Source organism: Pseudomonas sp. NPDC089406 (assembly GCF_044900265.1).
Taxonomy (GTDB): domain Bacteria; phylum Pseudomonadota; class Gammaproteobacteria; order Pseudomonadales; family Pseudomonadaceae; genus Aquipseudomonas; species Aquipseudomonas fakonensis.
Genome location: NZ_JBJDNC010000006.1, coordinates 129,816 through 155,399, shown reverse-complemented (window position 1 = coordinate 155,399; position 25,584 = coordinate 129,816). Strand labels below are relative to the sequence as shown.

The following is a 25,584-nucleotide window of genomic DNA, read 5'->3' as shown; positions in this document are numbered from 1 at the left end:
TCCCTGTAGGAGCCGGCTTGCCGGCGATGAGGCCGGTACAGGCAGCACAAGACAGATGCCCCCACATCGCCCCCCAGGTAGTCCGATTTGTCACTTTGACTCCCCGCCCCAGGGTGCTTCACTGGGTCTCTCACCCAGCGCGGTTCCAGGAGGCCCCCGATGAACCTGCACCAGTTCGCCGAGACCCACGAGGTCACCAACCAGCCGCCGCCCCTCGATGGCGCCAACCTGTATCGCCTCGACCAGCCCCTGCAAGAATGGTCACGGCGCTGCGGGGCCGGCTGGGCCGAGTCGCGGATCGACGCCTACGGTGCCCTGGCCGGCGGCCCGCTGATGGCTGCAGGGTTTCTGGCCAACGCCCACAAGCCCGAGTTCGCCAGCCACGACCGCTACGGCCACCGCATCGACCTGGTGAGCTTTCACCCCGCCTATCACGAACTGATGCGTACCGCCGTCGAACACGGCCTGCCGTCGCTGCCCTGGGCCGAGCCGCGCGCCGGCGCCCACGTCGCCCGCGCCGCCATGACCTACCTGCACAGCCAGGCCGAAGCCGGCAGTGGCTGCCCGCTGACCATGACCTTCGCCGCCGTGCCGGCCCTGCGCCTGCAGCCGGAACTGGCCGGCTACTGGCTGCCCAAGGTGCTCAGCCGCGAATACGACCCACGCAACATCGGTGACCGGCACAAGGCCGGGGTGACCATCGGCATGGCCATGACTGAGAAGCAGGGCGGCACCGATGTGCGGGCCAACACCACCCGCGCCTACCCGGTGGGCGCGCCGGGCCCCGGCCAGCCCTATGAACTGGTGGGGCACAAGTGGTTCTGCTCGGCGCCGATGTGCGACGCCTTCCTGACCCTGGCGCAGACCGACAAGGGCCTGAGTTGCTTCCTGCTGCCGCGCCACCGGCCGGACGACGGGCGCAACCAGTTCTATATCCAGCGCCTGAAGAACAAGCTGGGCAACTGCTCCAACGCCTCCAGCGAAGTGGAGTTTCGCGGCGCCCTGGCCTGGATGGTGGGCGAGGAGGGCCGTGGCGTGCCGACCATCATCGAAATGGTGGCCATGACCCGCTTCGATTGCATGGTCGGCTCCAGCGCCCTGATGCGCCAGGCCCTGACCCAGGCGGCCCACCACTGTGCCCACCGCAAGGTCGGTGGCCGGTTGCTGGCCGAGCAGCCGTTGATGCAGAACGTGCTCGCCGACCTGGCCCTGGAAAGCGAGGCGGCCCTGGCCTTGAGCCTGCGCATGGGCCAGGCGCTGGACCAGCTGGACGACCCGCAGCAGGCGCACTTCGCCCGCCTGGTGACGGCGGTGGGCAAGTACTGGATCTGCAAGCGCGCCCCCGGGATGATCAACGAGGCCGCCGAGTGCCTGGGCGGCGCCGGCTACGTCGAAGACAGCATCCTGCCGCGGCTATACCGTGAGGCGCCGGTCAACTCCACCTGGGAGGGCTCGGGCAACGTGCAGTGCCTGGATGTATTGCGCGCGCTGTCGAAAGAGCCCGGGGTGCTCGATGCGCTGTTCGCCGAGCTTGGCGATGGCCATGGCGACCCGCGCCTGGCGGCGTTCATCGGCAACCTCAAGGGCGCCTTCGCCGACACCGGCGACATCCAGTACCGCGCCCGCCAGCTGACCGAGGACATCGCCCTGGCACTGCAGGCCAAGCTGCTGCTGGAGGCGGGCAATGCGACGGTCAGCGATGCCTTCATCGGCAGCCGCCTGGCCGGCGGCGGACGGGCCTACGGCGCGCTGCCGCGCGGGGTGGATGCCGAGGCGCTGGTGGCCCGGGCCACACCCGTCTGGATGCCATGAGCCTCCTGTAGGAGCCGGCTTGCCGGCGATAGGGCCCGAACAGGCTACCCGGCATCCCGGGGATGTATTTACCCGGCAACCTAGGCAAGATGGTCGTCATGCATGTCTGAAGACAGGAACCCCAGCGTGAGCCAAGCGTTTGAAGTCGTTGCTACCCCCGAACAGGCCGTCGACCGTCTGGCGGCCCTGCATGAACAGGCTACCGGCGCCCTCAGCCAGGCCCTCAAGCGTTACCTCAAAGACCGCACCGAACCCAGCGACGAGGAGCGCGGGCTGTTCCGCTACCCGGCGCTGCGCCTGACCTACTTCAGCCAGGGCGAAGTCGCCGCCACCACCCGCGCCTACGCCAAGGTACAGGTGGCCGGCACCTACAGCGTCACCGTCACCCAGCCCTCGGCGTTTCGCGGTTACCTGCTGGAGCAGTTGCGCCCCTTGATGCACGACTACACCGTCACCGTCGAGGTGGGTGTCAGCGAGCAGAGCATCCCGTACCCCTACGTGGTCGACCAGGGCGACGAGCTGGCCGGCAGCGGCATCACCGCCGCGCAGCTGGCGCGGGTGTTCCCCAGCACCGACCTGTCGGCGGCCACCGACAACATTGCCGACGGCCTGTACGACTGGGAAAGCGCCGAAACGCTGCCGCTGGCGCTGTTCGACGCCGCCCGCGTGGACTTCTCGCTGCGCCGGCTGGTGCACTACACCGGCAGCGACTGGCGCCACGTGCAGCCGTGGATCCTGCTGACCAACTACCACCGCTACGTCGACCAGTTCATTGCTCACGGCCTTGAACAGCTGCGTGAAGACCCGCGCTTCGTGCGCATGGTGCTGCCCGGCAACGTGGTCATCGAAAAGGCCATGGACAACGGCGAAGCCCAGGCCCTGGTGGCCGGGGTGGTCTGGCACCGTTACCAGATGCCGGCCTACCACCTGATTGCCGCCGACGGCGACGGCGTCACTCTGGTCAACATCGGCGTCGGCCCGTCCAACGCCAAGAACATCACCGACCACCTGGCGGTATTGCGCCCGCACTGCTGGCTGATGATCGGCCACTGCGGCGGCCTGCGTCAGTCGCAGACCATCGGCGACTACGTGCTGGCCCACGCCTATATGCGCCGCGACGGCATCCTCGACCGCGTGGTGCCGCCGAACATCCCCATCCCGGCGCTGGCCGAGGTGCAACTGGCCTTGCAGGAGGCGGCAGCGCAGGTTACCGGCGAGCGTGGCGAGCAATTGAAGAAGCGCCTGCGCACCGGCACCGTGCTCACCTACGACGACCGCAACTGGGAGCTGCGCTGGGCCCAGGAACGGCCGCTGATCAACCTGTCCCGCGCCGTGGCGGTGGACATGGAGAGCGGCACCATCGCTGCGCAAGGTTATCGCCTGCGAGTGCCTTACGGCACCTTGCTGTGCGTGTCGGACAAACCGCTGCACAGTGAAATCAAGCTGCCCGGCTCGGCCAACGCCTTCTACAACCGTGCGGTCAGCCAGCACCTTAAAATCGGCATCGCCGCCCTCGACCTGCTGCGCACCGAGCTCAACTCGCTGCACTCGCGTAAACTGCGCAGCTTCGATGAGCCGCCGTTCCGCTGAGGATCCATGCCCCCGCCACCCCGCAACAACCCGCGCCGCCCGGCGGCGCGCCCTGCCGGCCCCAGGCGCCAGGCCAAGGCGCCGCCGGCCGAGCCGCGCCTGATCCTGTTCAATAAGCCGTTCGACGTGCTCACCCAATTCAGCGACGGTGAGGGCCGCGCTACGCTCAAGGATTTCATCGATATCCCGGGCATTTACCCGGCCGGGCGCCTGGACCGCGACAGCGAAGGCCTGCTGCTTCTGACCAACGACGGGCGCCTGCAGGCGCGTATCGCCGACCCGAAGCACAAGCTGGCCAAGACCTACTGGGTGCAGGTGGAAGGTGAGCCGGGCGAAGAGCAGTTGCGGCGTTTGCGCGAGGGGGTCGAGCTCAACGATGGCCCGACGCTGCCGGCCGAGGCGCGTTTGCTGGAAGAGCCCGAGCTATGGCCGCGCAACCCGCCGGTACGTTTTCGCAAGAGCGTGCCGACGGCGTGGCTGGAGCTGGTGATTCGCGAAGGGCGCAACCGCCAGGTACGGCGCATGACTGCAGCGGTGGGGTTGCCGACCCTGCGCCTGGTGCGGGTGAAGATTGGCGACTGGTCGATCGAAGGGCTGGAGCAGGGTTGCTGGCGCGAAGTGGCGGCGAAGCTGTAATCGCCATCGCGGGGCAAGCCCGCTCCCACGGTAACCGTAGGAGCGGGCTTGCCCCGCGACGGGCCGCAAACTGTTACACCCCTTCCAGAAACCCCACCACCACGCTCTTGATGATGAACGCCAGCACGCCCAGGCCCAGCACGAAGAACAGGATCAGCGTACCAAAGCGCCCGGCCTTGGACTTTTTCGCCAGGTCCCAGACGATGAAGCCCATGAAACCGATCAGCACGGTCACCAGGATGATCATCATCCACTCTTCGAATACGGCGGGATCCATCAGCTCACTCCGGGCAGGTTGAAAACCCGATCATACGCCGGGTTGGCTGCGATTCAACGGAGGTGGGTCAACGGCAGCTCGGTACTGGCCAGCACCTGGTTGAGCACGAAGCTCGAACGCACGCTGGTTACCCCTTCGATACGGGTCAGGCTGCCGAGCAGCAGTTTCTGGTAGTGGTCCATGTCCGGTACCACCACCTTCAGCTGATAGTCGGCGTCCATGCCGGTGACCAGGCTGCACTCGAGCACCTGCGGCAGGTTGCGGATGGCTGCCTCGAAGGTTTCGAAGCGCTCGGGGGTGTGGCGGTCCATGCCGATCAGCACGTAGGCAGTCAGGCTCAGGCCGAGCTTCTTGCGGTCCAGCAGTGCCACCTGACGCGAGATATAGCCGTCGTCTTCAAGCTGCTTGACCCGCCGCGAGCAAGGGGAGGGCGACAAGCCGATACGTTCGGCCAGTTCCTGGTTGGAGATGCGTGCATCGCGCTGCAATTCGGCAAGAATGCTCAGGTCGTAGCGGTCGAGCTTGCTCATGAAAGGGGCCTTTTCTATCCGGATTGCGGTGAATTATCGAACCTGAGTGAAAAATTGCGCAAGTGCTATTTATCAGAGCAATCTTCGCAATCCTGTGCCCCGCGCCCTGGCCTATCTTTAACACCAGAATCACTGCCCGGACATCAGTCCACGGCGATGCGCCCCAGGCGGGCGGTCGCGGCCAGCGAACCAACAGGGTTCGTCAGCCCCCGGGCTACGCACTGTCCAGAAGACGGCGCGAGGTGAGCCGGTGTCACAAGCGCCGAGCACGGACAACAATTCCCGAAGGGAGGCCGCAAGGCCTCCCTTTTTTAATGCTTGCGATTCGAGCCGCGCGGTAGACTGGTGCCATGCAGTTTCCCTGATCGAGAGGCATAACATGAGGTCGCGCATCTGGCAGTTGGCAGGTGTTGGTTTGCTGGGCATGGTCATCAGCCTGGGGGCACTGGCCCAGGGGCCGGGGGATGGCCCGCAGGACCCCAATGGCAACGGCAATGGCGGGCGCGGTTCGCCGCTCAATTCCCGCGATGAGGTGCGCCAAACCCAGCAGCCGCGCCAGGGTTACTACCAGGATATCCCGCGCCGCCAGGGCGACAACCGCCACTGGCAGGCCGGCGGCCCAGGGCAGCGCCCGGGTGGCGACTGGGCCGGGCGCCCGGACGGGCATGGCAATGGCTGGGGGCCGGGGCCGCAGTATCGCCCGGGGCACAGCATCGACCGCTTCCCGGACCGCTCCTGGAAGGTGCCATACCGTGGGCAGGACTACTTCTATTCCGGTGGCTACTGGTACCGCCCCCATGGCGGCAGCTACGTGGTGGTGACGCCGCCCTACGGGGTGAGTGTCGGCTACCTGCCATCCTATGCCCGTGAGGTGTGGGCGGGCGGCGCGCTGTATTTCCTGGTGGCCGACACTTACTACCAGTACATGGGCGACAGCCAGCAGTACGTGGTGGTCAACCCGCCGGTGGCAGCGCCCGCGCCGATGCCGGTGCAGCAGCAGGGCACGGCCTACGACGTGGTCGCCTACCCGCTGTACGGCCAGGGGCCCGAACAGCAGGAACAGGACCGTTACCAGTGCCATCGCTGGGCCGTGAGCCAATCCGGCTTCGACCCGGCCACCGCCACTGCCGCACCGCCGCTGCAGGTGGCCGACAGCTACCGCCGGGCGCTGGGGGCCTGCCTGAGCGGGCGGGGTTACAGCACCAACTGAGGTTTGCCCCAATCGCCTGTAGGAGCCGGCTTGCCGGCGATGAGGCCCTGACAGGCAACCCTAAACCGGGTCGGCGTGCACCATCACATCGGCCCGCGGGTAACGTTCACGTATCGCCGCCGATGCCTGCACGCACAACGCATGGGCCTGATCCAGCGGCAACGCCCCCGGTAATTCCAGGTGCACCTGCACGAACCACTGGCTGCCCGACACCCGTGTGCGCAAATCATGCGCGCCTTTCACTCCGGGAATCGCCAGCACCACCTCGAGCATGCGCTCGCCGATGTCGGCAGGCAGTTCCTGGTCCATCAAGATCGCCGTGCTCTCACGGGCGATCTGCACCGCGCTCCACAGGATGTACAAGGCAATGCCCAGGCCGAACAGCGCATCCAGCTGCGGCCAGCCGAACCGCGCGAGAAGCAAGGCCAGCAAAATACTGCCGTTGAGCAGCAGGTCGGAGCGATAGTGCAGCGAATCGGCGCGCACGGCGGTGGAGCCTGTGAGCCGCACGACCTTGCGCTGGAACGCCAGCAAACCCAGGGTCAGCACCAGCGACAACACCATCACAACGATGCCGGCCGCAGTATCCACAAGGGGTTGCGGCGCCTGCAGCCGTTGCACCGCCTGCACCGCGATCAGCACCGCACTGACCCCGATGAACAGCGCCTGGGCCATGCCGGCCAGGGCCTCGGCCTTGCCATGGCCAAAGCGGTGGTCGTCGTCGGCCGGGCGCAGCGCGTAGTGCACCGCCAGCAGGTTGAGGAAGGAGGCCACCGCATCCAGCGCCGAGTCGGTGAGCCCGGCCAGCAGGCTCACCGAGCCGCTCAGCCACCAGGCCACGGCCTTGCTCAGCACCAGGATGCTGGCCACGCACAGCGAGGCGCGGGTGGCCAGGCGCAGCAGGCGTTGGTGTTCGGCGCTCACGGTCATGCTGCAGGCCTGGCAGAAGGGGGAGTCAGGCAGCCGGTACCAGGCCGAAGGCGGCCAGTTGCTCGACGCTGCCGCGGTGCTGGATCAGCCGTGGGTCGTCCAGCGGCAGGCGCTGGCCCAGTTCGCTTTCGAGGATAGCCTGCAGCTTGGCCTTGTCGACCTGGCCGTCGGCATTGATCGCCGGCTTGAGCTTGGCCGGGTCGATTTGCGCGGACTCGCCGCCGGGGTAGTAGATGGCGCCGGTGGCGAAGTCGATGCCGAAGGCGATCAGGCCGGGGATCACATAAAACAGAATACCGATGGCGTCCATTGCCACAACGACGGGGTCGATCTTACCTTCGATCTGACCGCGGCGGTCAGGGTAGAAAATCGTGCCGCAGGCCGTCATTTGGGTCAGCAGGGTGGCGATCAAGGCACCGCCGATGACGCGGGAAGGGATACGCATGTGTCTCTCCGGAAAGTAGCACTACAAGGGCAAGGCAATTCGTCTCGCCTGAAGCTCAGACCATGATTGGGCTGCCTCGGTTCGCCGTTATACTCGGACGATTGTTCGAGGACCACCATGATTTCATTACCGATCGATGCCGTATTGGCCCAACTGCGCCACGCCTTGAGCGAGCGCCACGAAGCCGTGCTCGAGGCGCCCCCCGGCGCCGGCAAGACCACCCGCGTGCCGCTGGCGCTGCTCGATGAGCCCTGGCTGGCCGGGCAGACCATCCTGATGCTCGAACCGCGCCGCCTGGCTGCCCGCGCGGCAGCCGAGCGGCTGGCCTCGGAGCTGGGTGAAAAGGTTGGTGAAACCGTGGGCTACCGCATCCGCCTGGACAGCAAGGTCGGCCCGAACACCCGCATCGAAGTGGTCACCGAAGGCATCCTCGCCCGCCGCCTGCAGAGTGACCCGGCGCTCGACGGCGTGGGCCTGCTGATTTTCGACGAATTCCACGAACGCAGCCTCGACGCCGACCTGGCCCTGGCCCTGAGCCTCAACGGCCGGGCGCTGCTGCGTGATACGCCGGCGCTTAAAATCCTGCTGATGTCGGCAACGCTCGAGGGCGAGCGCCTGTCCCGGCTGCTGGATGACGCGCCGGTGGTCAGCAGCCAGGGCCGCATGCACCCGGTGGATATCCGCTGGGGCCGGCCGTTCCAGCCCGGTGAGTTCATTGAGCCTCGTGTCGTGGATTGCGTGCTGCAAGCCCTGGCCGACGAAACCGGCAGCCTGCTGGTGTTTCTCCCCGGCCAGGCCGAGATCCGCCGCGTGCACCAGGCGTTGCAGGAGGCCATCGGCGAGCGCCCGGGCGTGCTCTTGTGCCCGCTGCACGGCGAGCTTGAGCTCAGTGCCCAGCGCGCCGCCATCGAGCCTGCGCCCAAGGGCCAGCGCAAGGTGGTACTGGCCACCAACATTGCCGAGACCAGCCTGACCATCGATGGCGTGCGCGTGGTGATCGACGCAGGCCTTGCGCGGGTGCCGCGTTTTGACCCCGGCAGCGGCATGACCCGCCTCGACACCCAGCGCATCTCCCGCGCCAGCGCCACCCAGCGTGCCGGCCGCGCCGGGCGCCTGGAGCCGGGGGTGTGCTACCGGCTGTGGTCCGAGGCCCAGCACGACCAGTTGGCGGCCCACGGCAGCGCCGAAATCCTCCAGGCGGACCTGGCCGGCCTGGCCCTGCAACTGGCGCGCTGGGGTGTGCCGCCAGAGCAGTTGAGCTGGCTCGACCAGCCGCCGGCAGCGGCCTACGGTCAGGCCCAGGACCTGCTGGCCCGGCTTGGCGCCTTCAAGCCCGGCAGCCGCGACAACCTCAGCGCCCATGGCCAGGCCATGGCCGAACTACCCGCCCACCCGCGCATCGCTCACCTGTTGCTGCGTGGCCAGGACCTGGGCCTGGGCCACATGGCCTGCGATGTCGCCGCGCTGCTGGGCGAACGCGATATCCTGCGCGGTGGTGGCGCCGACCTGCATTCGCGCCTGGCGCTGCTCAGTGGCGAAAGCAAGGCCGCCCGCGGCGGCCAGGGCGGTGTGCAGCGCGCCCGCCAGCTGGCCCGGCAGTACCGCGGGCAACTGCGCGGCAAGCCTGGCGCAGCGGTGGCCGACCCTGACCACCCACGCTGGCTCGGCGCCCTGCTGGCGCTGGCCTACCCCGACCGGGTGGCGCAGCAGCGCCGTGAAGGTGGCGCCGAGTATCGCCTGGCCAATGGCCGGGCGGCGCTGTTCAGCGAAGCCGACGCACTGATGAAGCAACCCTGGCTGGTGATCGCCGACCTGGGCAGCCGCCAGGGCCAGCGCGAAGAGCGCATCTACCTGGCTGCCGAGTTCGACCCGGTGCTGTTCGAGGGAGTGCTGGCCGAGCAGGTCGAAACCCTCGACCTGCTGGACTGGGATGAGCGCGAACAGGTGCTGCGCGCCGAGCGCCAGCGCAAGGTCGGCGAGCTGGTGCTAAGTCGCGAGCCCTTGCCCGGCCTGGATGATGACGCCCGCGCCCAGGCACTGCTCGGCCTGGTGCGGCGCAAGGGCCTGAACCTGTTGAACTGGACCCCGGAGCTGCGCCAGTGGCAGGCGCGGGTGGCGCTGTTGCGCCAGCTCGACCTGGCCAGGGACGGCCACAGCGAGTGGCCCGACCTTGCCGACGCAGCCCTGCTGGGCAGCCTCGAAGACTGGCTGCAGCCGTACCTGGGCAAGGTCTCGCGGCTGAGCCACTTCTCGGCCTTGGACCTGCCATCGATGCTGCGCAACCTGTTGCCCTGGCCACTGCCCCAGCGTCTGGACGAGCTGGCGCCATCGCACCTGAACGTACCTTCGGGCTCGAACATCCGCCTGGACTACAGCGAGCAGCCGCCGATCCTCGCCGTGCGCCTGCAGGAGCTGTTCGGCCTGGCCGACACCCCGCGCATCGCCGGCGGCCGTCAGCAGGTCAAGCTGCACCTGCTGTCGCCGGCGCGCCGGCCGGTGCAGGTGACTCAAGACCTGGCCAACTTCTGGCGCACCACTTATGCCGAGGTGAAGAAAGACCTCAAGGGCCGCTACCCCAAGCACTACTGGCCGGACGATCCGCTGGTGGCCGAGGCGACCGCGCGGGCGAAGCCAAGGGGGACCTAGGAGGCCCATTCAATCTGTGCCGGCCTCATCGCCGGCAAGCCGGCTCCTACAGGTACGGCGCAGGTTCGAAGGCTACGCGATCCCTGTAGGAGCGGGCTTGCCCCGCGATTACCGGCAGAGCCGTTGCCATCCACCGCGCTGCCTGCTTCGCGGTCAAGCCCAACCCCAGCGAGGTCCCTGTAGGAGCCGGCTTGCCGGCGATCACCGGCAGAGCCGGTGCCACCAGCAAAAAACTGGAGCGGCATCACCTCACGGCCGTCGCGACACACCCGGCTGCGGCATCCGCAACGTCGCCATCACCGGCAGATGATCGGAAATCTGCAGCGTGTCGTCCTGCAGCACCTGCCCCTGCTCACGCAACAGGCGCGGGCTGTGCAGCAGGTAGTCGAGAGTGCGGTCGGGCCCGGTGACGGCCGGGTCGTTGGGGAAGTGGGTCAGCCAGGCACTGCGTTCGGCACCACCGGCCTCGGCATTGCTGGGGATCATCGGGTACTTGTCCCATAGCAGGTGCAGGTCGCTGTCGGCCGGGTAGCTGCCGCGCTGCGCCGGTGGCAGGCGGCGGTACTGGCCTAGCGGCAGCAGGTTGAAGTCGCCGCCGATCAGCCACGGCGTGCCCTGGGTTTCCAGGCGGTCGAGCACCTTGGCCACATGCCGTACCTGGCGCAGTTGCAGGTCGCTGCCGGCATGGTAGGGCGAAATTTGCGTATTGAGCACTGCCAGGCGGCTGCCGTCGCTCACCGGCAGGTAACTAACCAGCACCGCCGGCTGGCGCTCGCGCAGCCGGGCCAGGGCATTGCTGGCCTGGTTGGGCAATTGCAGGCGCTCGGCTTTGTCGATGGGGTAGCGGCTGAGGGTGGCCAGGGTGCGGCCGACGCTGCCGAGTATGTGCCGGTCCGGCACGAAGCCGGCCTTCCAGTCATAGGCCTGCACGCTGCACGGGTAGAGGTCGGCCAGGCGCTCGCGCAGCAGCGCCAGCTGGTCCTGGTAGCCGCTGGCCTTGGCATCGCGGTCCAGCTCCTGCAGCAGGACGATATCTGGCTGTTCGGCGCGGATCACCCGGGCCACCTCATCGAGGTTGAAGGCCAGGTCTTCGGTGCTGGGGCGGGTGTCGCTACCGTGGCCCTGGTCGTACCAGAACACGTAGCGCTTGCCGGCCAGGTACTGCACGTTCCAGGTCATTACCTTGAGTGACTGCCCGGGCGCCAGCGGCGCGGGGCTGCCTTGGCAGACCACTGTGGCAGCCTCGCGCGGCGCGGGTTGCCAGCCGAGGTGCTCGGCCAGCAGCCACAGTGCAATCAGCAACAGAAGCAGGAACAACAGGGTATTGCGCAGTAAGCGGATCATCGGTTCGGCTTGTGCAGGCAGGTCGGGGCAGCATAACCGAGCCGTTCGTCGGCGTGCCAGTCGGCTGGCGCACAGCCAGGTCGCCAACGCTTCAGGCCCTTACGATCAGCCACTGCTGCTCTGCACCGTTACCCACTGTCAGGTAACCACTGCCGGTTTCTACCTTGACCAGTTGCCCCAGGTGGTCGCGTATCCGGCAGCGCAGTTCGTTGCCCTGGCAGGCCAGGGGCTCGACCTTCCAGAAACCCTCGACGCTCGCATGCTTGTACAGCCCCAGGTAGCCATTGCGGCTGGCCCCCAGTTTTCGGTCACGGTCGTTGCCCAGCGCCAATTCGTAATGCAGCCGGTCGGCGGTGCTCGAAAGGTAGTGAAAGTGCAGCTTGATGGCATCTGCCGTGCCCTTCACCCGCAACCAGCCGTCGTCCAGCGTGCTTTGCTCGCTGCCCCCACTGGGCGAGGAGGGGGCATAGAGCGTGTCAAGGTGGGTGACCGGGACTTTGCTGCTGCCGTTGAGCAAGAACAGCGTGGCTGAGAATGCTTGCGTGGCCCAGCTCGGCGCTTGGGTTGGCGTCATCATGAATGCTTCCTCGTGATCGGTGGCCTTGGCAACTGCGCGTTGGCCGTGCCGAGTCACTTTGCCGGTTTCGCCTGTCGGGTTTCAGGCCGATACGCTTCCTGCGCATGCAACATTGCCGTCGCAACCAGTAGCGGGTATCAGCCTTGCTAGGCCTGCTTGAGCACAAAGCGCAGCTCAAGCGCCTGCTTCGCTCTCCAGCAGCATGAACAGCCGGTACAGCACCACCGTGCTGAACAGCTGCAAAAAGCCGTTGAGGCTGTCCAGTGCCAGTTGCACGCCCGGCTGCGGGTCGGGGAAGGCGCTCAGCAGCAGCCCGTCGATCAGCCACAGCGGCGCCAGCACCGAAAGCATGCACACCATGATCCGCAGAAAATGCCCGGTGGTCATGCGCGCGCTGCTGCGCATGGCCTCGACCACCGGCAGCCCGCGCAGCACCAGCAGGTATTCGGCGAACACCAGGTTCACCATGATCCACACCCCCGGGAAGATGAACAGCGCCAGGCCCGCCATGATCAGCAGCGAACTGATGAGTATCAAAAGGGCCAGCGCCGGCCACAGCTGCACGGCACGGGCGAACAGGTTGCGCTTGGCCACCGGCTCGCCGTTGCTGCGGGTGTCGAGGTAAAGGATCAACGCTGCGCTGTACAGCGGATAGAACAGCAGGCTGACCAGCATGCCGTAGGCCGGCGAGGCCTGCTCGCCGAGCTGGTTGTACAGCAACTGGCTGGCCAGGGCCTCGAGCACCACCAGTGGCAGGCACAGCTGCAGGATGTTCGCCAGGTGGCGGCGGAAGAAGTACAGGGAGTCGCGCAGAACGCTCAGCGGATTCATCGGTCAACATCGCATGGCAAAAAAGCAGGGCATCACTTTAGCCCAGAGCACACACATGCTGAAAAATGTTTCATGGCCAGAATGTTGAATCAGCACTGCCGGCCCCCCATCTTTGACGCTGTCCGATGCCCTGTTCAGCGCACGAGGTTGCCCCGATGAACACTGAAGAACAAACCCTGATCGACGGCCTGTTCGGCCGTATCAAGCAAGCCGAGGACCCGGCCCAGCCGCGTGATGCCCAGGCCCAGGCGCGTATCGAGGAGCACCTGCGCCAGCAGCCGGCGGCGCCTTACTACATGGCCCAGGCGATCCTGGTGCAGGAAGCGGCGCTCAAGCGCCTGGACGAGCAGAACAAGCAGCTTGAAGAGCAGCTCAAGCAGGCCCGCGCCCAGCAAGATGCCGCCCGCCCGGCTGCCGGCAACAGCGGCGGTGGTTTTCTCTCCGGCCTGTTCGGTGGCGGTGCCCGCAGCCCGGCACCCGAGCCGCAACGCTCGGTGGCGCCCCCGCCTTCGAATGGCGGTGGCTGGCGTGATTCGGCGCCCCAGGCTTATGCAGCGCCACAGCCGCAGCAGCAACAAGGCTTTGGCGCCGCGCCCGCGCGCAGCGGCGCCAGCAGCTTCCTTGGCGGCGCCATGCAAACTGCTGCGGGCGTGGCCGGTGGCGTGCTGCTGGCCCAGGGCATCAGCAGCCTGTTCAACCACCATTCGCAGCCTGAAGAGGTGGTCGAGGTGATCAAGGAAGAGCCATCACCGGCCAGCGACCCAGGTGGCTGGAACGACCAGGGCGGCCAGCAGCAGGTAGCCGACAACGGTGGCTGGGGCAATGATCAGGGTGGCTTTGCCGATACCGACTACAGCGGTGATGACGGCGGCTTCTTCTCCGACGACGACTACGTCTGAGGGCTCTGGCATACTCGCTGCCTGACACGCCCATCGCGGGGCAAGCCCGCTCCCACGGTAATCACGTGGGAGCAACTGTCTTGTGCTGCCTGAACCGGCCTCATCGCCGGCAAGCCGGCTCCTACAGGTACAGCGCTTGATTCCGGCCTCGCGCAATCTCGTGGGAGCGGGCTTGCCCCGCGATCATTTGCCCAGACCTTACAGGTGCCCCAGGTGAAGAAAATCGCACTGTTCGCCGACGTGCAGAACCTCTACTACACGGTTCGCCAGGGCCACGGCTGCCATTTCAACTATGCCGCGCTGTGGGCCGATGTCAGCCGTGAAGGGCAGATCGTCGAGGCGCTTGCCTATGCAATCGACCGCGGCGACAGCAAGCAGCAACAGTTCCAGCAGATCCTGCGCAACCTCGGTTTCGAGGTGCGCCTGAAACCCTACATCCAGCGCGCCGACGGCTCGGCCAAGGGCGACTGGGACGTGGGCATCACCCTGGATGTGATCGAGGCCGCAGCGCGGGTCGACCAGGTGGTACTGGCCTCCGGCGATGGCGACTTCGACCTGCTGCTGGAGCGGGCGATGCAGCGCCATGGCGTGGAGACCGTGGTGTATGGCGTGCCGGGGTTGACTGCGTTGTCAGTGATCCGCGCCGCCAGCCGCTATGTGCCGATCGAGGGCAAGTTGCTGCTGAAGCACTGAGGGCCCTATTGCCGGCTGCTGCGCTGATCCCTGTAGGAGATCACACAGCCCTCTAGGGCTGCGCTGTCGCGCAGAGAACTGGGCACGAGCCCACAGGTGCCTGCTAAATCAATGAGTTGTGTGCAGTTCTATGAGAGCCGGCTTGCCGGCGATAGGGCCGGTACAGTCAGCCTCACCCCTTCCTGCCCTCCAGATGCCCCAATGGCACCCGCCGCTCCACCGCGCTGGACAGCACGATCGAGGTCTTGGTGAAGCCCAACTGCGCGATGCGGTTGATCAGTGCCTCCAGTTCAACCATCGATACCACGGCCCCATGGATGATCACGCAGGGGTCGCCGGTCACCCGGTGGCATTCGGTGATTTGCGGGATGGCTGCCAGTTGGGTGTAGGCATGGTGGGTGTCATGGCTGCCATGGCTGGCCAGGCGCAGTTCGATGATGCACTGCACCGGCAGGCCGATTTTCTCCAGGTCGACCTTGGCGGTATACCCTGTAATCACCCCGCTGGCCTCAAGCTTGGCCACCCGCTCGGCCACCGCCGGGGCCGAAAGGTTGACCTGGCGCGCCAGTTGCGCGTAGGTGGCCCGGCCGTTTTCCAGCAGGGCGGCAAGGAGCATGCGGTCGTACTTGTCCATGGCGATTCCTGGTGACTTTGCAAAGCATGGCAAACTCGCTGAATAACCATTTTTTGCAAAGTGTTTCGGTGATTTAAAGTCGCTTTGTAACTTAAGTTTGCGCAATGGCCTTTCTAAACTAAGCCACCCGTAAACGGATTTCGAGCCCTTCTGCCATGCCTGCCTCCCGTCGCTTCCCGTTGCTGCTTATCGGCGCCTTTCTTGCCCTGTACCTGGTGTGGGGGTCTACCTACCTGTTCATCCGCATCGGCGTGGAATCCTGGCCGCCGATGCTGATGGCCGGGGTGCGCTTCATGATTGCCGGCAGCCTGTTGTATGGCTTTTTGCGCTGGCGCGGGGCGCCGGCACCGACCTGGCCGCAATGGCGCTCGGCGGCGGCGATCGGCTTTTTGCTGCTCAGCTGCGGTAACGGCGGGGTGACCCTGGCCGAGCACGCAGGCGTCGCCTCGGGCGTAGCGGCGCTGGCGGTGGCCACCGTGCCGTTGTTCACCCTGGTGTTCGGGCTGCTGTTCGGCCACCGCAACTCGCGCCTGGAATGGGCAGGCATCTTTCTGGGCCTGGCCGGCATCGGCCTGCTCAACCTCGGCTCCAACCTGCAGGCCAGCCCCATGGGCGCGGCATTGATTTTGTTCGCGGCCGCCGCCTGGTCGTTCGGTTCGGTGTGGAGCAAGACCCTGCCGTTGCCCCAGGGCGCCATGGCCAGCGCCGCCGAGATGCTCGCCGGTGGCGCCGCGCTGTTGATCGGCAGCGCCGTCAGCGGTGAGCGCATGACCCAGATGCCCACGGCGGCAGGCTGGGGGGCGCTGGCCTACCTGGTGTTCTTCGGCTCGATCCTGGCGTTCAGCTCGTACCTGTACCTGCTCAAGCACGTGCGCCCGGCGGCGGCCACCAGCTACGCCTACGTCAACCCGGCGGTGGCGGTGCTGCTGGGTATCGTGTTCGCCGGCGAGAGCATTGGCGCCGAGGAGTGCATGGCCATGGCGGTGATCATCGGCGCGGTGGTGCTGATCGGTTTGCCGCAGTGGCGCAAGGCGCCTGCGGCGACCTGATGGCGCAACAGGCGTGGGGGCGATTTTATTGTGTTGCCGGTGATGGCCTCATCGCCGGCAAGCCGGCTCTCATAGAACAACACCTAACTTATTGATTTAGCGGGGTCCTGTGGGAGCGGGTTTACCCGCGAACACCGGCGAAGCCGGTGCCAGACTCCGCGTCGCTTGCTTCGCGGGTAAACCCGCTCCCACAGGGTACGTGGCGCGCTTGCGAATTCTGTTCTTTGCGCGACAGCGCAGCCCAAAGGGCTGTGTGATCTCCTACAAAACCCCGCTCGCCCTGCAACCCATTGCGTTAAACTTGCCGCCTTCGCTGAACCCCCTGACGGTACCACCATGAATTTCGCCAAACTCGGCCTGATCGAACCGCTGCTGCGCACCTTGCAGAAGCTCGACTACAGCACCCCAACTCCGGTCCAGGCCAAGGCCATCCCCGCCGTGCTCGCCGGCCGTGACCTGATGGCCGCCGCCCAGACCGGCACCGGCAAGACCGCAGGCTTTGCCCTGCCGGTGTTGCAGCGCCTGGCCCTGGAGGGCGAAAAGGTGGCCGCCAACTCGGTGCGCGCCCTGGTGCTGGTACCCACCCGGGAGCTGGCCGAGCAGGTGCACGCCAACGTGCGCGAATATGCCGAAGACCTGCCGCTGTCCACCTACGCGGTGTACGGCGGGGTCAGCATCAACCCGCAGATGATGCGCCTGCGCCGTGGCGTCGACCTGCTGGTGGCCACCCCGGGCCGGTTGCTCGACCTGTTCCGCCAGAACGCCATCAAGTTCGGCCAGGTACAGACCCTGGTGCTCGATGAAGCCGACCGCATGCTCGACCTGGGCTTTGCCGAAGAGCTGCAGTCGGTATACGCCGCGCTGCCGCGCAAGCGCCAGACGCTGCTGTTCTCGGCCACCTTCTCCGAGCAGATCCGCATGCTTGCAGGCCTGGCCCTGAACGACCCGCTGAGCATCGAGGTCAGCCCGCGCAACGCCACCGCCAGCACCGTCAAGCAGTGGCTGGTGCCGGTGGACAAGAAGCGCAAGGCCGACCTGTTCTGCCACCTGCTGCGCAAGCAGCGCTGGCAGCAGGTGCTGGTGTTCGCCAAGACCCGCAAGGGCGTGGACGAGCTGGTCGAGCGCCTGCTCAGCGAGGGCATCAACGCCGACGGCATCCACGGCGACCGCCCGCAGGCCACCCGCCAGCGCGCGCTGGACACCTTCAAGGCGCGTGAAATCCAGGTGCTGGTGGCCACCGATGTGGCCGCCCGCGGCCTGGACATCGACGATCTGCCGCTGGTGGTCAACCTCGACCTGCCGATCGTCGCCGAAGACTACGTGCACCGCATCGGCCGCACTGGCCGGGCCGGTAACAAGGGCGAGGCGATTTCGCTGGTGTGCGCCGATGAGGTGAACCTGCTGGCATCAATCGAGACGCTGATTCGCCAGCAACTGCCGCGCCACGAAGAGCCGGACTTCATCCCCGACCACCGGGTGCCGCAGATCGATGCCAGCGGGCAGGTGGTGAAAAAGCCGAAGAAGCCGAAAAAACCTAAGGAGAACAGCGCCAAGCGCGGCCTGGGCCGGTGGATGGACAGCGCCGACTCGGGCCCGGCAACGCCAGCGATCAAGGCCGTGCGCAAGGTGCCGAGCTTTGGTGGCAAGCCGGCCAGGCGCAAGCCTTGAGATTGTAGGGGGCCGCTTTGCGGCCCTTTCGCGACACAAGGCCGCTCCTACAGAAGAACCGCGTGCGCTCCCTGTGGGAAGCGGCCTTGTGTCGCGATGGGCTGCGTAGCAGCCCCGGCAATCCTTCAGGCTTTACTCGCCAACCAATCCGCCGCCGCCAGCCCTGCCTTCAACCCGCTGGCAAAACACGCCGTCAGCAGATACCCCCCGGTCGGCGCCTCCCAGTCGAGCATCTCGCCGGCACAGAACACCCCCGGCAGCCCGCGCACCATCAGCCCCTCGTCCAGCCCCTCGAAGCGCACGCCACCGGCGCTGCTGATCGCTTCGTCCAGCGGCCGGGTGCGTACCAGCTCGATCGGCAAGGCCTTGATCGCCGCCGCCAGGCGCGCAGGTTCGGCGAAGGTGGCTTGGTCGGTCAGCTCGCGCAGCAGCGCCGCCTTGACTCCGTCGAGGCCCAGCTGGCTGTGCAGGTGCTTGGCCATCGACCGTGAACCGCGTGGCTTGGCCAGGGCCTGGGCAATCTTGTCCACAGGCTTGTCGGGCAACAGGTCGAGCAGCAAGGTGGCGCGGCCATCGCGGTTGATCGCTTCACGCAGCGCCGCCGACCAGGCGTAAACCAGACTACCCTCGACCCCTTGCGCGGTGAGGATGAACTCGCCTTTGCGCATGGCCGCGCCGGGCATGGCCAGGGCGATGTTCTTCAGCGGCGCGCCGGCGAACTTGTCGGTGAGCACCGCGCTCCAGCCCTGCACTTCGAAACCGCAGTTGCTCGCCTGCAAGGGCGAGATATCCACACCCCGCTGGTTCAACAAAGGCACCCAGGCGCCGTCCGAGCCCAGGCGTGCCCAACTGCCGCCGCCCAGGGCCAGCACCACGGCATCGGCCTGCACGCTCAGTTCGCCTTGTGGATAACTGATCTGCAAGCTGCCATCGGCATTCCAGCCCAACCAGCGGTGGCGGGTGTGGATAACTACGCCGCTGTCGCGCAGGCGCTTGAGCCAGGCGCGCAGCAGTGGCGCGGCCTTCATGTCGCGGGGGAATACCCGGCCCGAGGTGCCGACGAAGGTTTCGATGCCCAGGCCGTGAATCCACTGGCGCAGGGCGTCGGCGTCAAAGCCCTGCAACAGCGCTTCGACCTCGCCCTGGCGTGCGCCATAGCGGCCGACGAACGCCGGGTAGGGTTCGGAATGGGTGATGTTCATGCCGCCGACCCCGGCCAGCAGGAACTTGCGGCCCACCGACGGCATGGCGTCGAACACCTGCACGGCCACGCCGCGCCGGGCCAGGGCCTCGGCGGCCATCAGGCCGGCAGGGCCACCACCGATGACGGCGACGAGGGGGCGGGCGGTGTTGCGGGATTCGGACATGGCGGGCGACGGGCTGTGGAAAAGGTCGCGCATTCTACCCCAGGGGGCTGTGCACAACCACTGGTCAAAAAATGATCATGTTTCTGCAGCCCACGCAGGCAAAGGGCTGGCGCCGCTTTCCCGCAGGTTATCCACAGGCGGTTCCACAGTCATTGTGAACAACCGATGACACGCGCCGCGCTGTGGTGGAGGATCCCGTGGCGCCGGGCCAGGGCTTGCCGGTCCTTGCTGTAGCCGCCGCCGATCACCCCCACCACCGGGATGTCCCGGCCCAGGCACTGGCGCATCACCCGTTCATCGCGCTCTGCCAGGCCCTGGTCGGTCAGGTTCAGGTAGCCCAGGGCGTCGTCCTTGTGCACATCCACGCCGGCGTCATACAGCACCAGGTCTGGCTGGTACAGCGGCAGCAGGTAGTTGAGGGCATCGTCCACCACCTTCAGGTAGGCGCTGTCGTTCATGCCGCGCGGCAGGGGGATGTCCCAGTCGCTCTGGGCCTTGCGCGCGGGGAAGTTCTGCTCGCAGTGCAAGGATACGGTGATGGCCTCGGGGGTGTCGTGGAGGATGCGCGCGGTGCCGTCGCCCTGGTGCACGTCGCAGTCGAAGATCAGCACCCGGTGCACCCGGCCGGCCTCCAGCAGGTAGCGGCTGATCACCGCCAGGTCGTTGAAGATGCAAAAGCCCGCCGGGTGGTCGTAGTGGGCGTGGTGGGTGCCGCCGGCCAGGTGGCAGGCGATGCCGTGCTGCAGGGCCATTTCGGCGCAGAGCAGCGAGCCGCCCACCGCGCGCACGGTACGCCGGGCCAGGGCCTCGCTCCACGGCAGGCCGAGGCGGCGCTGGTCCTCGCGGGACAGGTCGCCGTTCATGTAGCGCTCGATGTAGCTGCGCTCGTGGGCCAGGGCGAGGATGTCGTTGGGGCAGATTTCCGGGCGCAGCAAGGCGGCGTCGGTGGTCAGGCCGCTTTGCACCAGGTGGTCGCGCAGCAGGCGGAACTTGTCCATCGGGAAGCGGTGGTCGGCGGGGAACTCGGGGCTGTAGTCGTCGTGGTAGATCAGCGGCAGGGGCATGGGGCGGTGTCGTGGTGGGGGCCTGGGCTGATCTTGCCAGTTTTTGTGCATGTTCTGCGGATTACCTGGGGCGCAAGTGCCCAACCTGTGGGAGCGGCTTTAGCCGCGAAGCAGGCGACGCGGTGGATGGCACCGGCTTTGCCGGTGTTCGCGGGCAAGCCCGCTCCCACAGTGGTCCGCTAGCAATCTGTTACCTGCCGGTCGATGCCAGCACTCTTTGCCACTCCGGCTCGTTCATGCGCCCAAGGATGCGCGCCTTGCCGTTGCCGTCCACCGACACGAACAACGCACTGGCATAACCGCTCTCGCGTTCACCCCCCGGCACATGCTGCTGGCGCTGGAAATGGTCGATGCAGCCGTTGTGGGTTACCAGCACCAGGTTGTGCCCGGGGCGCTTGCGCGCAAGGGCTTCGCCGGCAAACTGCTTGTCGCAGGTTTCCAGCCAGTCTGCCGTGGCCACTTCCTGGCCGAGCAGGTAGTGCGCGGTCTGGCGGGTGCGCAGTTTCGGGCTTACCAGCAGGTCCGCCTCGGCCAGGCCCAGGCGCTGCAGGCCTTGGCCCACCCGGGTGGCCGCCTCGCTGCCGGCCACGGTGATGCCGGTGCTGTCGTTCAGGCAGGGCCCGGGGGCGCTGTCGCAGCGTTCGGCGTGGCGGATCATCACCAGCACCGCACCGTCCTGCCAGGCCTGCAACAGGCCGCTGTTGCTCAGGTGTTGCTCGTTGCCAAGGTCCACGATGTGAGTCCTCGTCGCTAGCCAGGCGGCCAACGCGGTCAGCACCACGAGCACGCCGATGGCGCTGCCCAGCGCCAGGCGCGCAAGCGGGCGGCGCGGGCGGGCCTGGCTGGCCGGGTTGTCCAGGGTATTGGAAAGCATCTGTCACTCCGATGGCATTGCGGCGTCGACGTGTGGCCGCTGTATTTGCCGGCATTCTCGGCAGTGGCCTGTGCGCACCCGGTGAAGCCGATGTGAAAAAAACATCGGCAGCCGGCACAGCGGTGAAACTTCGTTCATCGGCCTACGCTGTACACTGGCAAGCCGCCATTCCGGAGCCGCCCGATGACCCCCATCCTCATGCTGGAGAGCGCCCGCCTGGTGCTGCGCCAATGGCACGACGACGACCTGCGCGAGTTCGCCGCGATGTGCGCCGACCCCCAGGTGATGCGCTACTTCCCCGCGCCCATGACGCGCCTGGAAACCGCCGCGCTGATGGGCCGCATCCGTGGCCATTTCAACGAATACGGCTATGGCCTGTGGGCGCTGGAGCGCAAGGACAGCGGCGCGTTCATCGGCATGACCGGCCTGCTCAACGTCAACTTCGAGGCGCCGTTCGGCCCGGCGGTGGAGATCGGCTGGCGCCTGGCCCGGCGCCACTGGGGGCTGGGCTTTGCCAGCGAAGCGGCCTGGACCTGCCTGCGCTGCGCCTTCGCCCAGCTGCGCCTGGAGGAGGTGGTGTCGTTCACCACCGAGGGCAACCTGCCGTCGCAGAAGGTGATGCAGGCCATCGGCATGGTCCAGGACCTCGACGGCAGCTTCGAGCACCCGCGCCTGCCCGCGGGTGACCCGCTGCGCCCCCATGTGCTGTACCGCATCGACCGTGCACGCTGGGAAAGTACCCTGCGAGGCTGACCGGTTTGCCCCTCGACGGAATTGCTGACAAAACCTGTATCATTTGCAGCCATTACCGCGCCGTATTGCCTTGCCAGGAGAACTTTAATGAGTCACGTGCTGGACGACCTCGTCGACCTGTTGAGCCTCGAATCCATCGAAGAGAACCTGTTCCGCGGCCGCAGCCAGGACCTGGGTTTCCGCCAGCTGTACGGCGGCCAGGTGCTTGGCCAGTCGTTGTCGGCGGCCAGCCAGACGGTCGAGGACGCGCGCCACGTGCATTCGCTGCACGGCTACTTCCTGCGCCCAGGCGATGCCAGCATGCCGGTGGTGTACTCGGTGGACCGCGTGCGTGATGGCGGCAGCTTCAGCACCCGGCGGGTGACGGCGATCCAGAAGGGCCAGCCGATCTTCACCTGCAGCGCGTCGTTCCAGTACGACGAAGAGGGCTTCGAGCACCAGGCGCAGATGCCCGACGTGGTCGGCCCGGAAAACCTGCCCAGCGAGGTGGAGCTGGCGCGCAACATGGCCGACCGCCTGCCCGAGCGCATTCGCGACAAGGTGCTGTGCGCCAAGCCCATCGAGATCCGCCCGGTGACTGAGCGCGACCCGTTCGACCCCAAGCCGGGCGACCCGGTCAAGTACGCCTGGTTCCGCGCCGACGGCAGCCTTCCGGACATCCCCGCGCTGCACAAGTACCTGCTGGCCTACGCCTCGGACTTTGGCCTGTTGACCACCTCGCTGCTGCCCCATGGCAAGTCGGTGTGGCAAAAGGATATGCAGATCGCCAGCCTCGACCATTCGCTGTGGTTCCACCAGAACCTGCGTGCCGACGAGTGGCTGCTGTACGCCACCGACAGCCCGTGGGCCGGCAATGCCCGTGGTTTCTGCCGTGGCAACATCTACAACCGCGCCGGCCAGCTGGTGGCCTCGTCGAGTCAGGAAGGGCTGATTCGCCACCGCAAGGACTGGGCATGAACCTGGCGGCGATTCGCCATTGGGTGTTCGACATGGACGGCACCCTGACCGTGGCGGTGCACGATTTTGCCGCCATTCGCGAAGCCCTCGAGATCCCGGCCGAACACGATATCCTCACCCACCTGGCCGCATTGCCGGCACAGGAGGCTGCGGCCAAGCATGCCTGGCTGCTGGAGCACGAGCGTGACCTGGCAGTTGCCTCCAAGGCGGCCGAAGGGGCGGTGGAGCTGGTGCGCGAGCTGGCTGCGCGGGGGTGCCGCCTGGCGATCCTCACCCGCAATGCCCGGGAGCTGGCGCATGTCACCCTCGAGGCCATCGGTTTGGCTGATTGCTTCCCGGTCGAGCAGGTTCTCGGTCGCGACGAAGCGGCGCCCAAGCCTGACCCGGATGGCCTGCTACAGATCGCCCAGGCCTGGGGTGTTGCACCGGCCGAGATGGTAATGGTCGGCGACTACCGCTTCGACCTCGACTGCGGCCGCGCCGCCGGCACCCGCACGGTGCTGGTGAACCTGCCGGACAACCCCTGGCCGGCGCTGGCTGACTGGCATGCGGCGGACTGCCGGGCGCTGAAGCTGATGTTGGGCTGATGGCCTCATCGCGGGGCAAGCCCGCTCCCACGCCAGGAATTTGACCCAGCGTGGGAGCGGGCTTGCCCCGCGATGAGGCCATCAGCAACCGCTCAAACCTTGCCGTAGGGCCTGGGCAAATCCAGGGTCACCAGCAACCCGCCGCCCATCCTCGCCCCCAGCACCAGGCTGCCGCCATGGGCCTTGGCTATGCCGGCGGCAATGCTCAGCCCCAGCCCATGCCCGCCGCCACTGCGCGACGGGTCGGCCTGGTAGAACGGCTCCAGCACCTGGGCCAGGTGCTCATTGTCGATACCCGGGCCACGATCACCGAGCTGAATGCGCAAGCGGTCCGGGGTGTCGTACACCTCGATCTCCACCGGCCCCGGCGCATGCTTGCGGGCGTTGTCCAGCAGGTTCTGCAAGCAGCGGCGCAGGCCGCTGGCGTGGGCGTGCAGCGGCAGGGCGTGGCCATGTACGTGCAGTTTGCCGCCGAGGTCTTCGAAGTCGGCTTGCAGCGCCAGCAGCAGGGCGTCGATGTCCACCGGCTCCCGGGCTTCGTCCAGCTCGCCGCTGCGCAAGAAGTCCAGGCTGGCGGCAACCATGTCTTCCATATGCTGCAGGTCATCGCGAAAACGCTGGCGCTGGCTTTCTTCGGGCAGCAGCTCGGCACGCAGGCGCAGGCGGGTGATGGGCGTGCGCAGGTCGTGGGACACCGCGGCAAAAAAGCGTGTGCGCTCGGCAATGCTGGCGATCAGGCGCTGCTGCATGGCATTGAACGCCTGGGCCGCCTGGCGCACCTCCTGCGGGCCGTCCAGGCTCAGCGGCGGGCGGTGGATATCCTGGCCCAGGGCCTGGGCGGCGGCGGCCATTTGTTTCAGCGGGCGCAGCGCCAGGCGCACTGCCAGCAGGGCCAGCAATACCACCACCACGCTGCGCAGCAGGTAGATGCGGAAGATGAAGTCGAACACCAGCGACCCGATCGAGCCACTGCGCCAGCCCTGGTCCTCGGTGGCTTGCAGGTACAACGCCTGGCCGTCGGGCAGGGTCAGCTCGACCACGCTGCGCACACTGGCAGGCGCGCCGCGCAGCAACATGGCCGCACCGCCGGGCTGGCCATCCGGGGCCAGCAGTTGCAGCTGCAGCAGGCGTAGCGGCGCGGGTTGGCCGGTGCGTTCGCTCACCAGTTGGCGCAGCAGGGTTTCGTGGTCGGGCGAGGGGGCTTCGGCGGGCGGCGCTGGCAGCCGGTGCCAATGGGGCGATTCCATGCCGTCGAGCAGGGCCGGCAATTGCGCCGGCCGATCCTTGGCTACCTGCAACACATCGGCCAGGCGCCCGGCCAGCAGGCGCAGGGGGATTTCCTGCACCTGGGTCTGGCGCACGTCATACCAGATGCTGCTGGTCATCAACTGCGAGGCCAGCATGCCGCCCACCAGAATCAGCACCAGCCGGCCGTGCAGCGAGCGCGGCCACCAGCGCTTCATGGCTGGCCCACCTCATCGACGGTGAGCATGTAACCCTCGTTGCGCACGGTGCGGATCAGCGCCGGGTTGCGCGGGTCGTCGCCCAGGTGCTGGCGCAGGCGGCTGACGCACACATCGATGCTGCGGTCGAAAGGCTCGCGCTCGCGGTCGAACACGTGGTTGAGCAAGAAGTCGCGGCTCAGGGCGCGGTTGGGGTGTTGCAACAACAGGCGCAGCAGGCGGTAGTCGGAGTTGCCCAGGCTGATCACCAGCCCGGCCGGCGAGCGCAGCTGGCGGCTGGCGGTGTCCAGGCACCAGCCGGCGAAGGCCAGGCGCGTGGCGTCATCTACCCGGGCGCGTTCGGGGAAGCTCTGGGTGCGGCGCAGCACCACCTTGATGCGCGCCAGCAGTTCGCGCGGGTCGAACGGCTTGGCCAGGTAGTCGTCGGCGCCCATCTCAAGGCCGACGATGCGGTCCACCAGGGTGCCGCGGGCGGTCAGCATGATCACCGGGATGTTGCTGCGCACGCGCAGCTCGCGGCACAGGGTCAGGCCGTCCTCGCCGGGCAGCATCAGGTCCAGCACCACCAGGTCGACCAGGCGCTCCTCCAGGCAGCGGCGCATGTCGCGGCCATGGGCGGCCACCGAGGTGCGCAGGCCGGCTTCTTCCAGGTAGGTGGACAGCAACTGGCGGATTTCAGGGTCGTCATCGACGATCAGGATGTGGTCGGGCTTGGACATGGCGGCAGCCTGTGGGGGGAACCGGGGGC

General features: G+C 67.1%; 25 protein-coding genes. 12 read left to right on the top strand and 13 right to left on the bottom strand.

What is annotated here, in order from left to right:
* Positions 1-159 precede the first annotated feature (159 nt).
* From ACI2KK_RS06500 to ACI2KK_RS06490, 3 genes are all read left to right on the top strand, one after another.
* Positions 160-1,812, top strand: a complete 1,653-nt coding sequence (locus ACI2KK_RS06500; RefSeq protein WP_404668313.1) for an acyl-CoA dehydrogenase family protein — start codon at positions 160-162, stop codon at positions 1,810-1,812.
* 102 nt (positions 1,813-1,914) lie between these two features.
* Positions 1,915-3,402 carry an AMP nucleosidase gene (gene amn / locus ACI2KK_RS06495; protein WP_404668312.1) on the top strand — a complete coding sequence of 496 codons (1,488 nt, stop codon included), beginning with the start codon at positions 1,915-1,917 and terminating at the stop codon, positions 3,400-3,402.
* 6 nt (positions 3,403-3,408) lie between these two features.
* Positions 3,409-4,038, top strand: coding sequence for a pseudouridine synthase (locus ACI2KK_RS06490; protein WP_404668311.1), 630 nt, complete (start codon positions 3,409-3,411; stop codon positions 4,036-4,038).
* Between the two features lie 73 nt (positions 4,039-4,111).
* Here ACI2KK_RS06490 and ACI2KK_RS06485 read toward each other — a convergent pair whose 3' ends face one another.
* Both ACI2KK_RS06485 and ACI2KK_RS06480 read right to left on the bottom strand, forming a co-directional pair.
* Positions 4,112-4,315: a DUF2788 domain-containing protein gene (locus ACI2KK_RS06485; protein WP_013974331.1), complete on the bottom strand. Its 204-nt coding sequence runs from the start codon at positions 4,313-4,315 to the stop codon at positions 4,112-4,114.
* Positions 4,316-4,368: 53 nt separating this feature from the next.
* Entirely contained in the window at positions 4,369-4,845 is a 477-nt protein-coding gene (locus ACI2KK_RS06480; protein WP_003249795.1) for an Lrp/AsnC family transcriptional regulator, read from the bottom strand.
* Positions 4,846-5,224: 379 nt separating this feature from the next.
* Here ACI2KK_RS06480 and ACI2KK_RS06475 point away from each other — a divergent pair, with 379 nt between their 5' ends.
* Complete coding sequence (locus ACI2KK_RS06475; protein WP_404668310.1) at positions 5,225-6,055, top strand: DUF6515 family protein; 831 nt, start codon at positions 5,225-5,227, stop codon at positions 6,053-6,055.
* Positions 6,056-6,115: 60 nt separating this feature from the next.
* On the opposite strand, the gene ACI2KK_RS06470 is transcribed toward ACI2KK_RS06475, so the two are convergent.
* Together ACI2KK_RS06470 and ACI2KK_RS06465 are read right to left on the bottom strand one after the other, a co-directional pair.
* Entirely contained in the window at positions 6,116-6,985 is an 870-nt protein-coding gene (locus ACI2KK_RS06470; RefSeq protein ID WP_404668309.1) for a cation diffusion facilitator family transporter, read from the bottom strand.
* Between the two features lie 25 nt (positions 6,986-7,010).
* The gene (locus ACI2KK_RS06465; protein WP_404668308.1) at positions 7,011-7,430 is read right to left on the bottom strand and encodes a polyribonucleotide nucleotidyltransferase; all 420 of its coding nucleotides are present in this window, start codon (positions 7,428-7,430) and stop codon (positions 7,011-7,013) included.
* 117 nt (positions 7,431-7,547) lie between these two features.
* On the opposite strand from ACI2KK_RS06465, the gene hrpB reads away from it, so the two are divergent.
* Positions 7,548-10,076, top strand: a complete 2,529-nt coding sequence (hrpB, locus tag ACI2KK_RS06460) for an ATP-dependent helicase HrpB (protein ID WP_404668307.1) — start codon at positions 7,548-7,550, stop codon at positions 10,074-10,076.
* Positions 10,077-10,325: 249 nt separating this feature from the next.
* On the opposite strand, the gene ACI2KK_RS06455 is transcribed toward hrpB, so the two are convergent.
* From ACI2KK_RS06455 to ACI2KK_RS06445, 3 genes are all read right to left on the bottom strand, one after another.
* Positions 10,326-11,420 (bottom strand): endonuclease/exonuclease/phosphatase family protein, encoded by a 1,095-nt coding sequence (locus tag ACI2KK_RS06455; protein WP_404668306.1) that lies wholly within the window; start codon positions 11,418-11,420, stop codon positions 10,326-10,328.
* Positions 11,421-11,511: 91 nt separating this feature from the next.
* Positions 11,512-11,997, bottom strand: coding sequence for a hypothetical protein (locus ACI2KK_RS06450; protein ID WP_404668305.1), 486 nt, complete (start codon positions 11,995-11,997; stop codon positions 11,512-11,514).
* A 174-nt stretch (positions 11,998-12,171) separates the two neighbouring features.
* A complete protein-coding gene (locus ACI2KK_RS06445; RefSeq protein ID WP_404668304.1) occupies positions 12,172-12,828 on the bottom strand; it encodes a YciC family protein in 657 nt (218 codons plus the stop codon).
* Between the two features lie 155 nt (positions 12,829-12,983).
* Here ACI2KK_RS06445 and ACI2KK_RS06440 point away from each other — a divergent pair, with 155 nt between their 5' ends.
* Both ACI2KK_RS06440 and ACI2KK_RS06435 read left to right on the top strand, forming a co-directional pair.
* A complete protein-coding gene (locus tag ACI2KK_RS06440) occupies positions 12,984-13,727 on the top strand; it encodes a DUF2076 domain-containing protein (RefSeq protein ID WP_404668303.1) in 744 nt (247 codons plus the stop codon).
* A gap of 213 nt (positions 13,728-13,940) precedes the next feature.
* A complete protein-coding gene (locus ACI2KK_RS06435; RefSeq protein ID WP_217841651.1) occupies positions 13,941-14,420 on the top strand; it encodes an NYN domain-containing protein in 480 nt (159 codons plus the stop codon).
* Positions 14,421-14,592: 172 nt separating this feature from the next.
* Here ACI2KK_RS06435 and ACI2KK_RS06430 read toward each other — a convergent pair whose 3' ends face one another.
* Entirely contained in the window at positions 14,593-15,054 is a 462-nt protein-coding gene (locus ACI2KK_RS06430; protein WP_404668302.1) for an Lrp/AsnC family transcriptional regulator, read from the bottom strand.
* Between the two features lie 155 nt (positions 15,055-15,209).
* On the opposite strand from ACI2KK_RS06430, the gene yedA reads away from it, so the two are divergent.
* A complete protein-coding gene (gene yedA, locus ACI2KK_RS06425) occupies positions 15,210-16,103 on the top strand; it encodes a drug/metabolite exporter YedA (RefSeq protein WP_404668301.1) in 894 nt (297 codons plus the stop codon).
* 336 nt (positions 16,104-16,439) lie between these two features.
* Complete coding sequence (locus ACI2KK_RS06420; protein ID WP_404668300.1) at positions 16,440-17,771, top strand: DEAD/DEAH box helicase; 1,332 nt, start codon at positions 16,440-16,442, stop codon at positions 17,769-17,771.
* A 125-nt stretch (positions 17,772-17,896) separates the two neighbouring features.
* Here ACI2KK_RS06420 and ACI2KK_RS06415 read toward each other — a convergent pair whose 3' ends face one another.
* From ACI2KK_RS06415 to ACI2KK_RS06405, 3 genes are all read right to left on the bottom strand, one after another.
* Complete coding sequence (locus tag ACI2KK_RS06415) at positions 17,897-19,138, bottom strand: TIGR03862 family flavoprotein (protein WP_404668299.1); 1,242 nt, start codon at positions 19,136-19,138, stop codon at positions 17,897-17,899.
* A 149-nt stretch (positions 19,139-19,287) separates the two neighbouring features.
* On the bottom strand, positions 19,288-20,202 hold the full coding sequence (locus ACI2KK_RS06410; protein WP_217841656.1) for a histone deacetylase: 915 nt from the start codon (positions 20,200-20,202) through the stop codon (positions 19,288-19,290).
* Between the two features lie 190 nt (positions 20,203-20,392).
* A complete protein-coding gene (locus ACI2KK_RS06405; RefSeq protein ID WP_404668298.1) occupies positions 20,393-21,076 on the bottom strand; it encodes a histidine phosphatase family protein in 684 nt (227 codons plus the stop codon).
* A 183-nt stretch (positions 21,077-21,259) separates the two neighbouring features.
* Between ACI2KK_RS06405 and ACI2KK_RS06400 the strand changes: the two genes are divergently transcribed.
* The 3 genes from ACI2KK_RS06400 (at position 21,260) to ACI2KK_RS06390 (ending at position 23,373) form a co-directional block, all read left to right on the top strand.
* Positions 21,260-21,829, top strand: a complete 570-nt coding sequence (locus tag ACI2KK_RS06400; protein ID WP_404668297.1) for a GNAT family N-acetyltransferase — start codon at positions 21,260-21,262, stop codon at positions 21,827-21,829.
* A gap of 87 nt (positions 21,830-21,916) precedes the next feature.
* Complete coding sequence (gene tesB, locus ACI2KK_RS06395; protein ID WP_404668296.1) at positions 21,917-22,786, top strand: acyl-CoA thioesterase II; 870 nt, start codon at positions 21,917-21,919, stop codon at positions 22,784-22,786.
* Positions 22,783-23,373 (top strand): HAD family hydrolase, encoded by a 591-nt coding sequence (locus ACI2KK_RS06390; RefSeq protein WP_404668295.1) that lies wholly within the window; start codon positions 22,783-22,785, stop codon positions 23,371-23,373. Before tesB ends, ACI2KK_RS06390 begins: the two co-directional genes overlap by 4 nt.
* A 92-nt stretch (positions 23,374-23,465) precedes the next feature.
* On the opposite strand, the gene ACI2KK_RS06385 is transcribed toward ACI2KK_RS06390, so the two are convergent.
* Both ACI2KK_RS06385 and ACI2KK_RS06380 read right to left on the bottom strand, forming a co-directional pair.
* Positions 23,466-24,836 (bottom strand): sensor histidine kinase, encoded by a 1,371-nt coding sequence (locus ACI2KK_RS06385; protein ID WP_404668294.1) that lies wholly within the window; start codon positions 24,834-24,836, stop codon positions 23,466-23,468.
* Entirely contained in the window at positions 24,833-25,555 is a 723-nt protein-coding gene (locus ACI2KK_RS06380) for a response regulator (RefSeq protein ID WP_404668293.1), read from the bottom strand. The genes ACI2KK_RS06385 and ACI2KK_RS06380 overlap by 4 nt, the downstream gene beginning before the upstream one ends.
* Between the last annotated feature and the right edge of the window lie 29 nt (positions 25,556-25,584).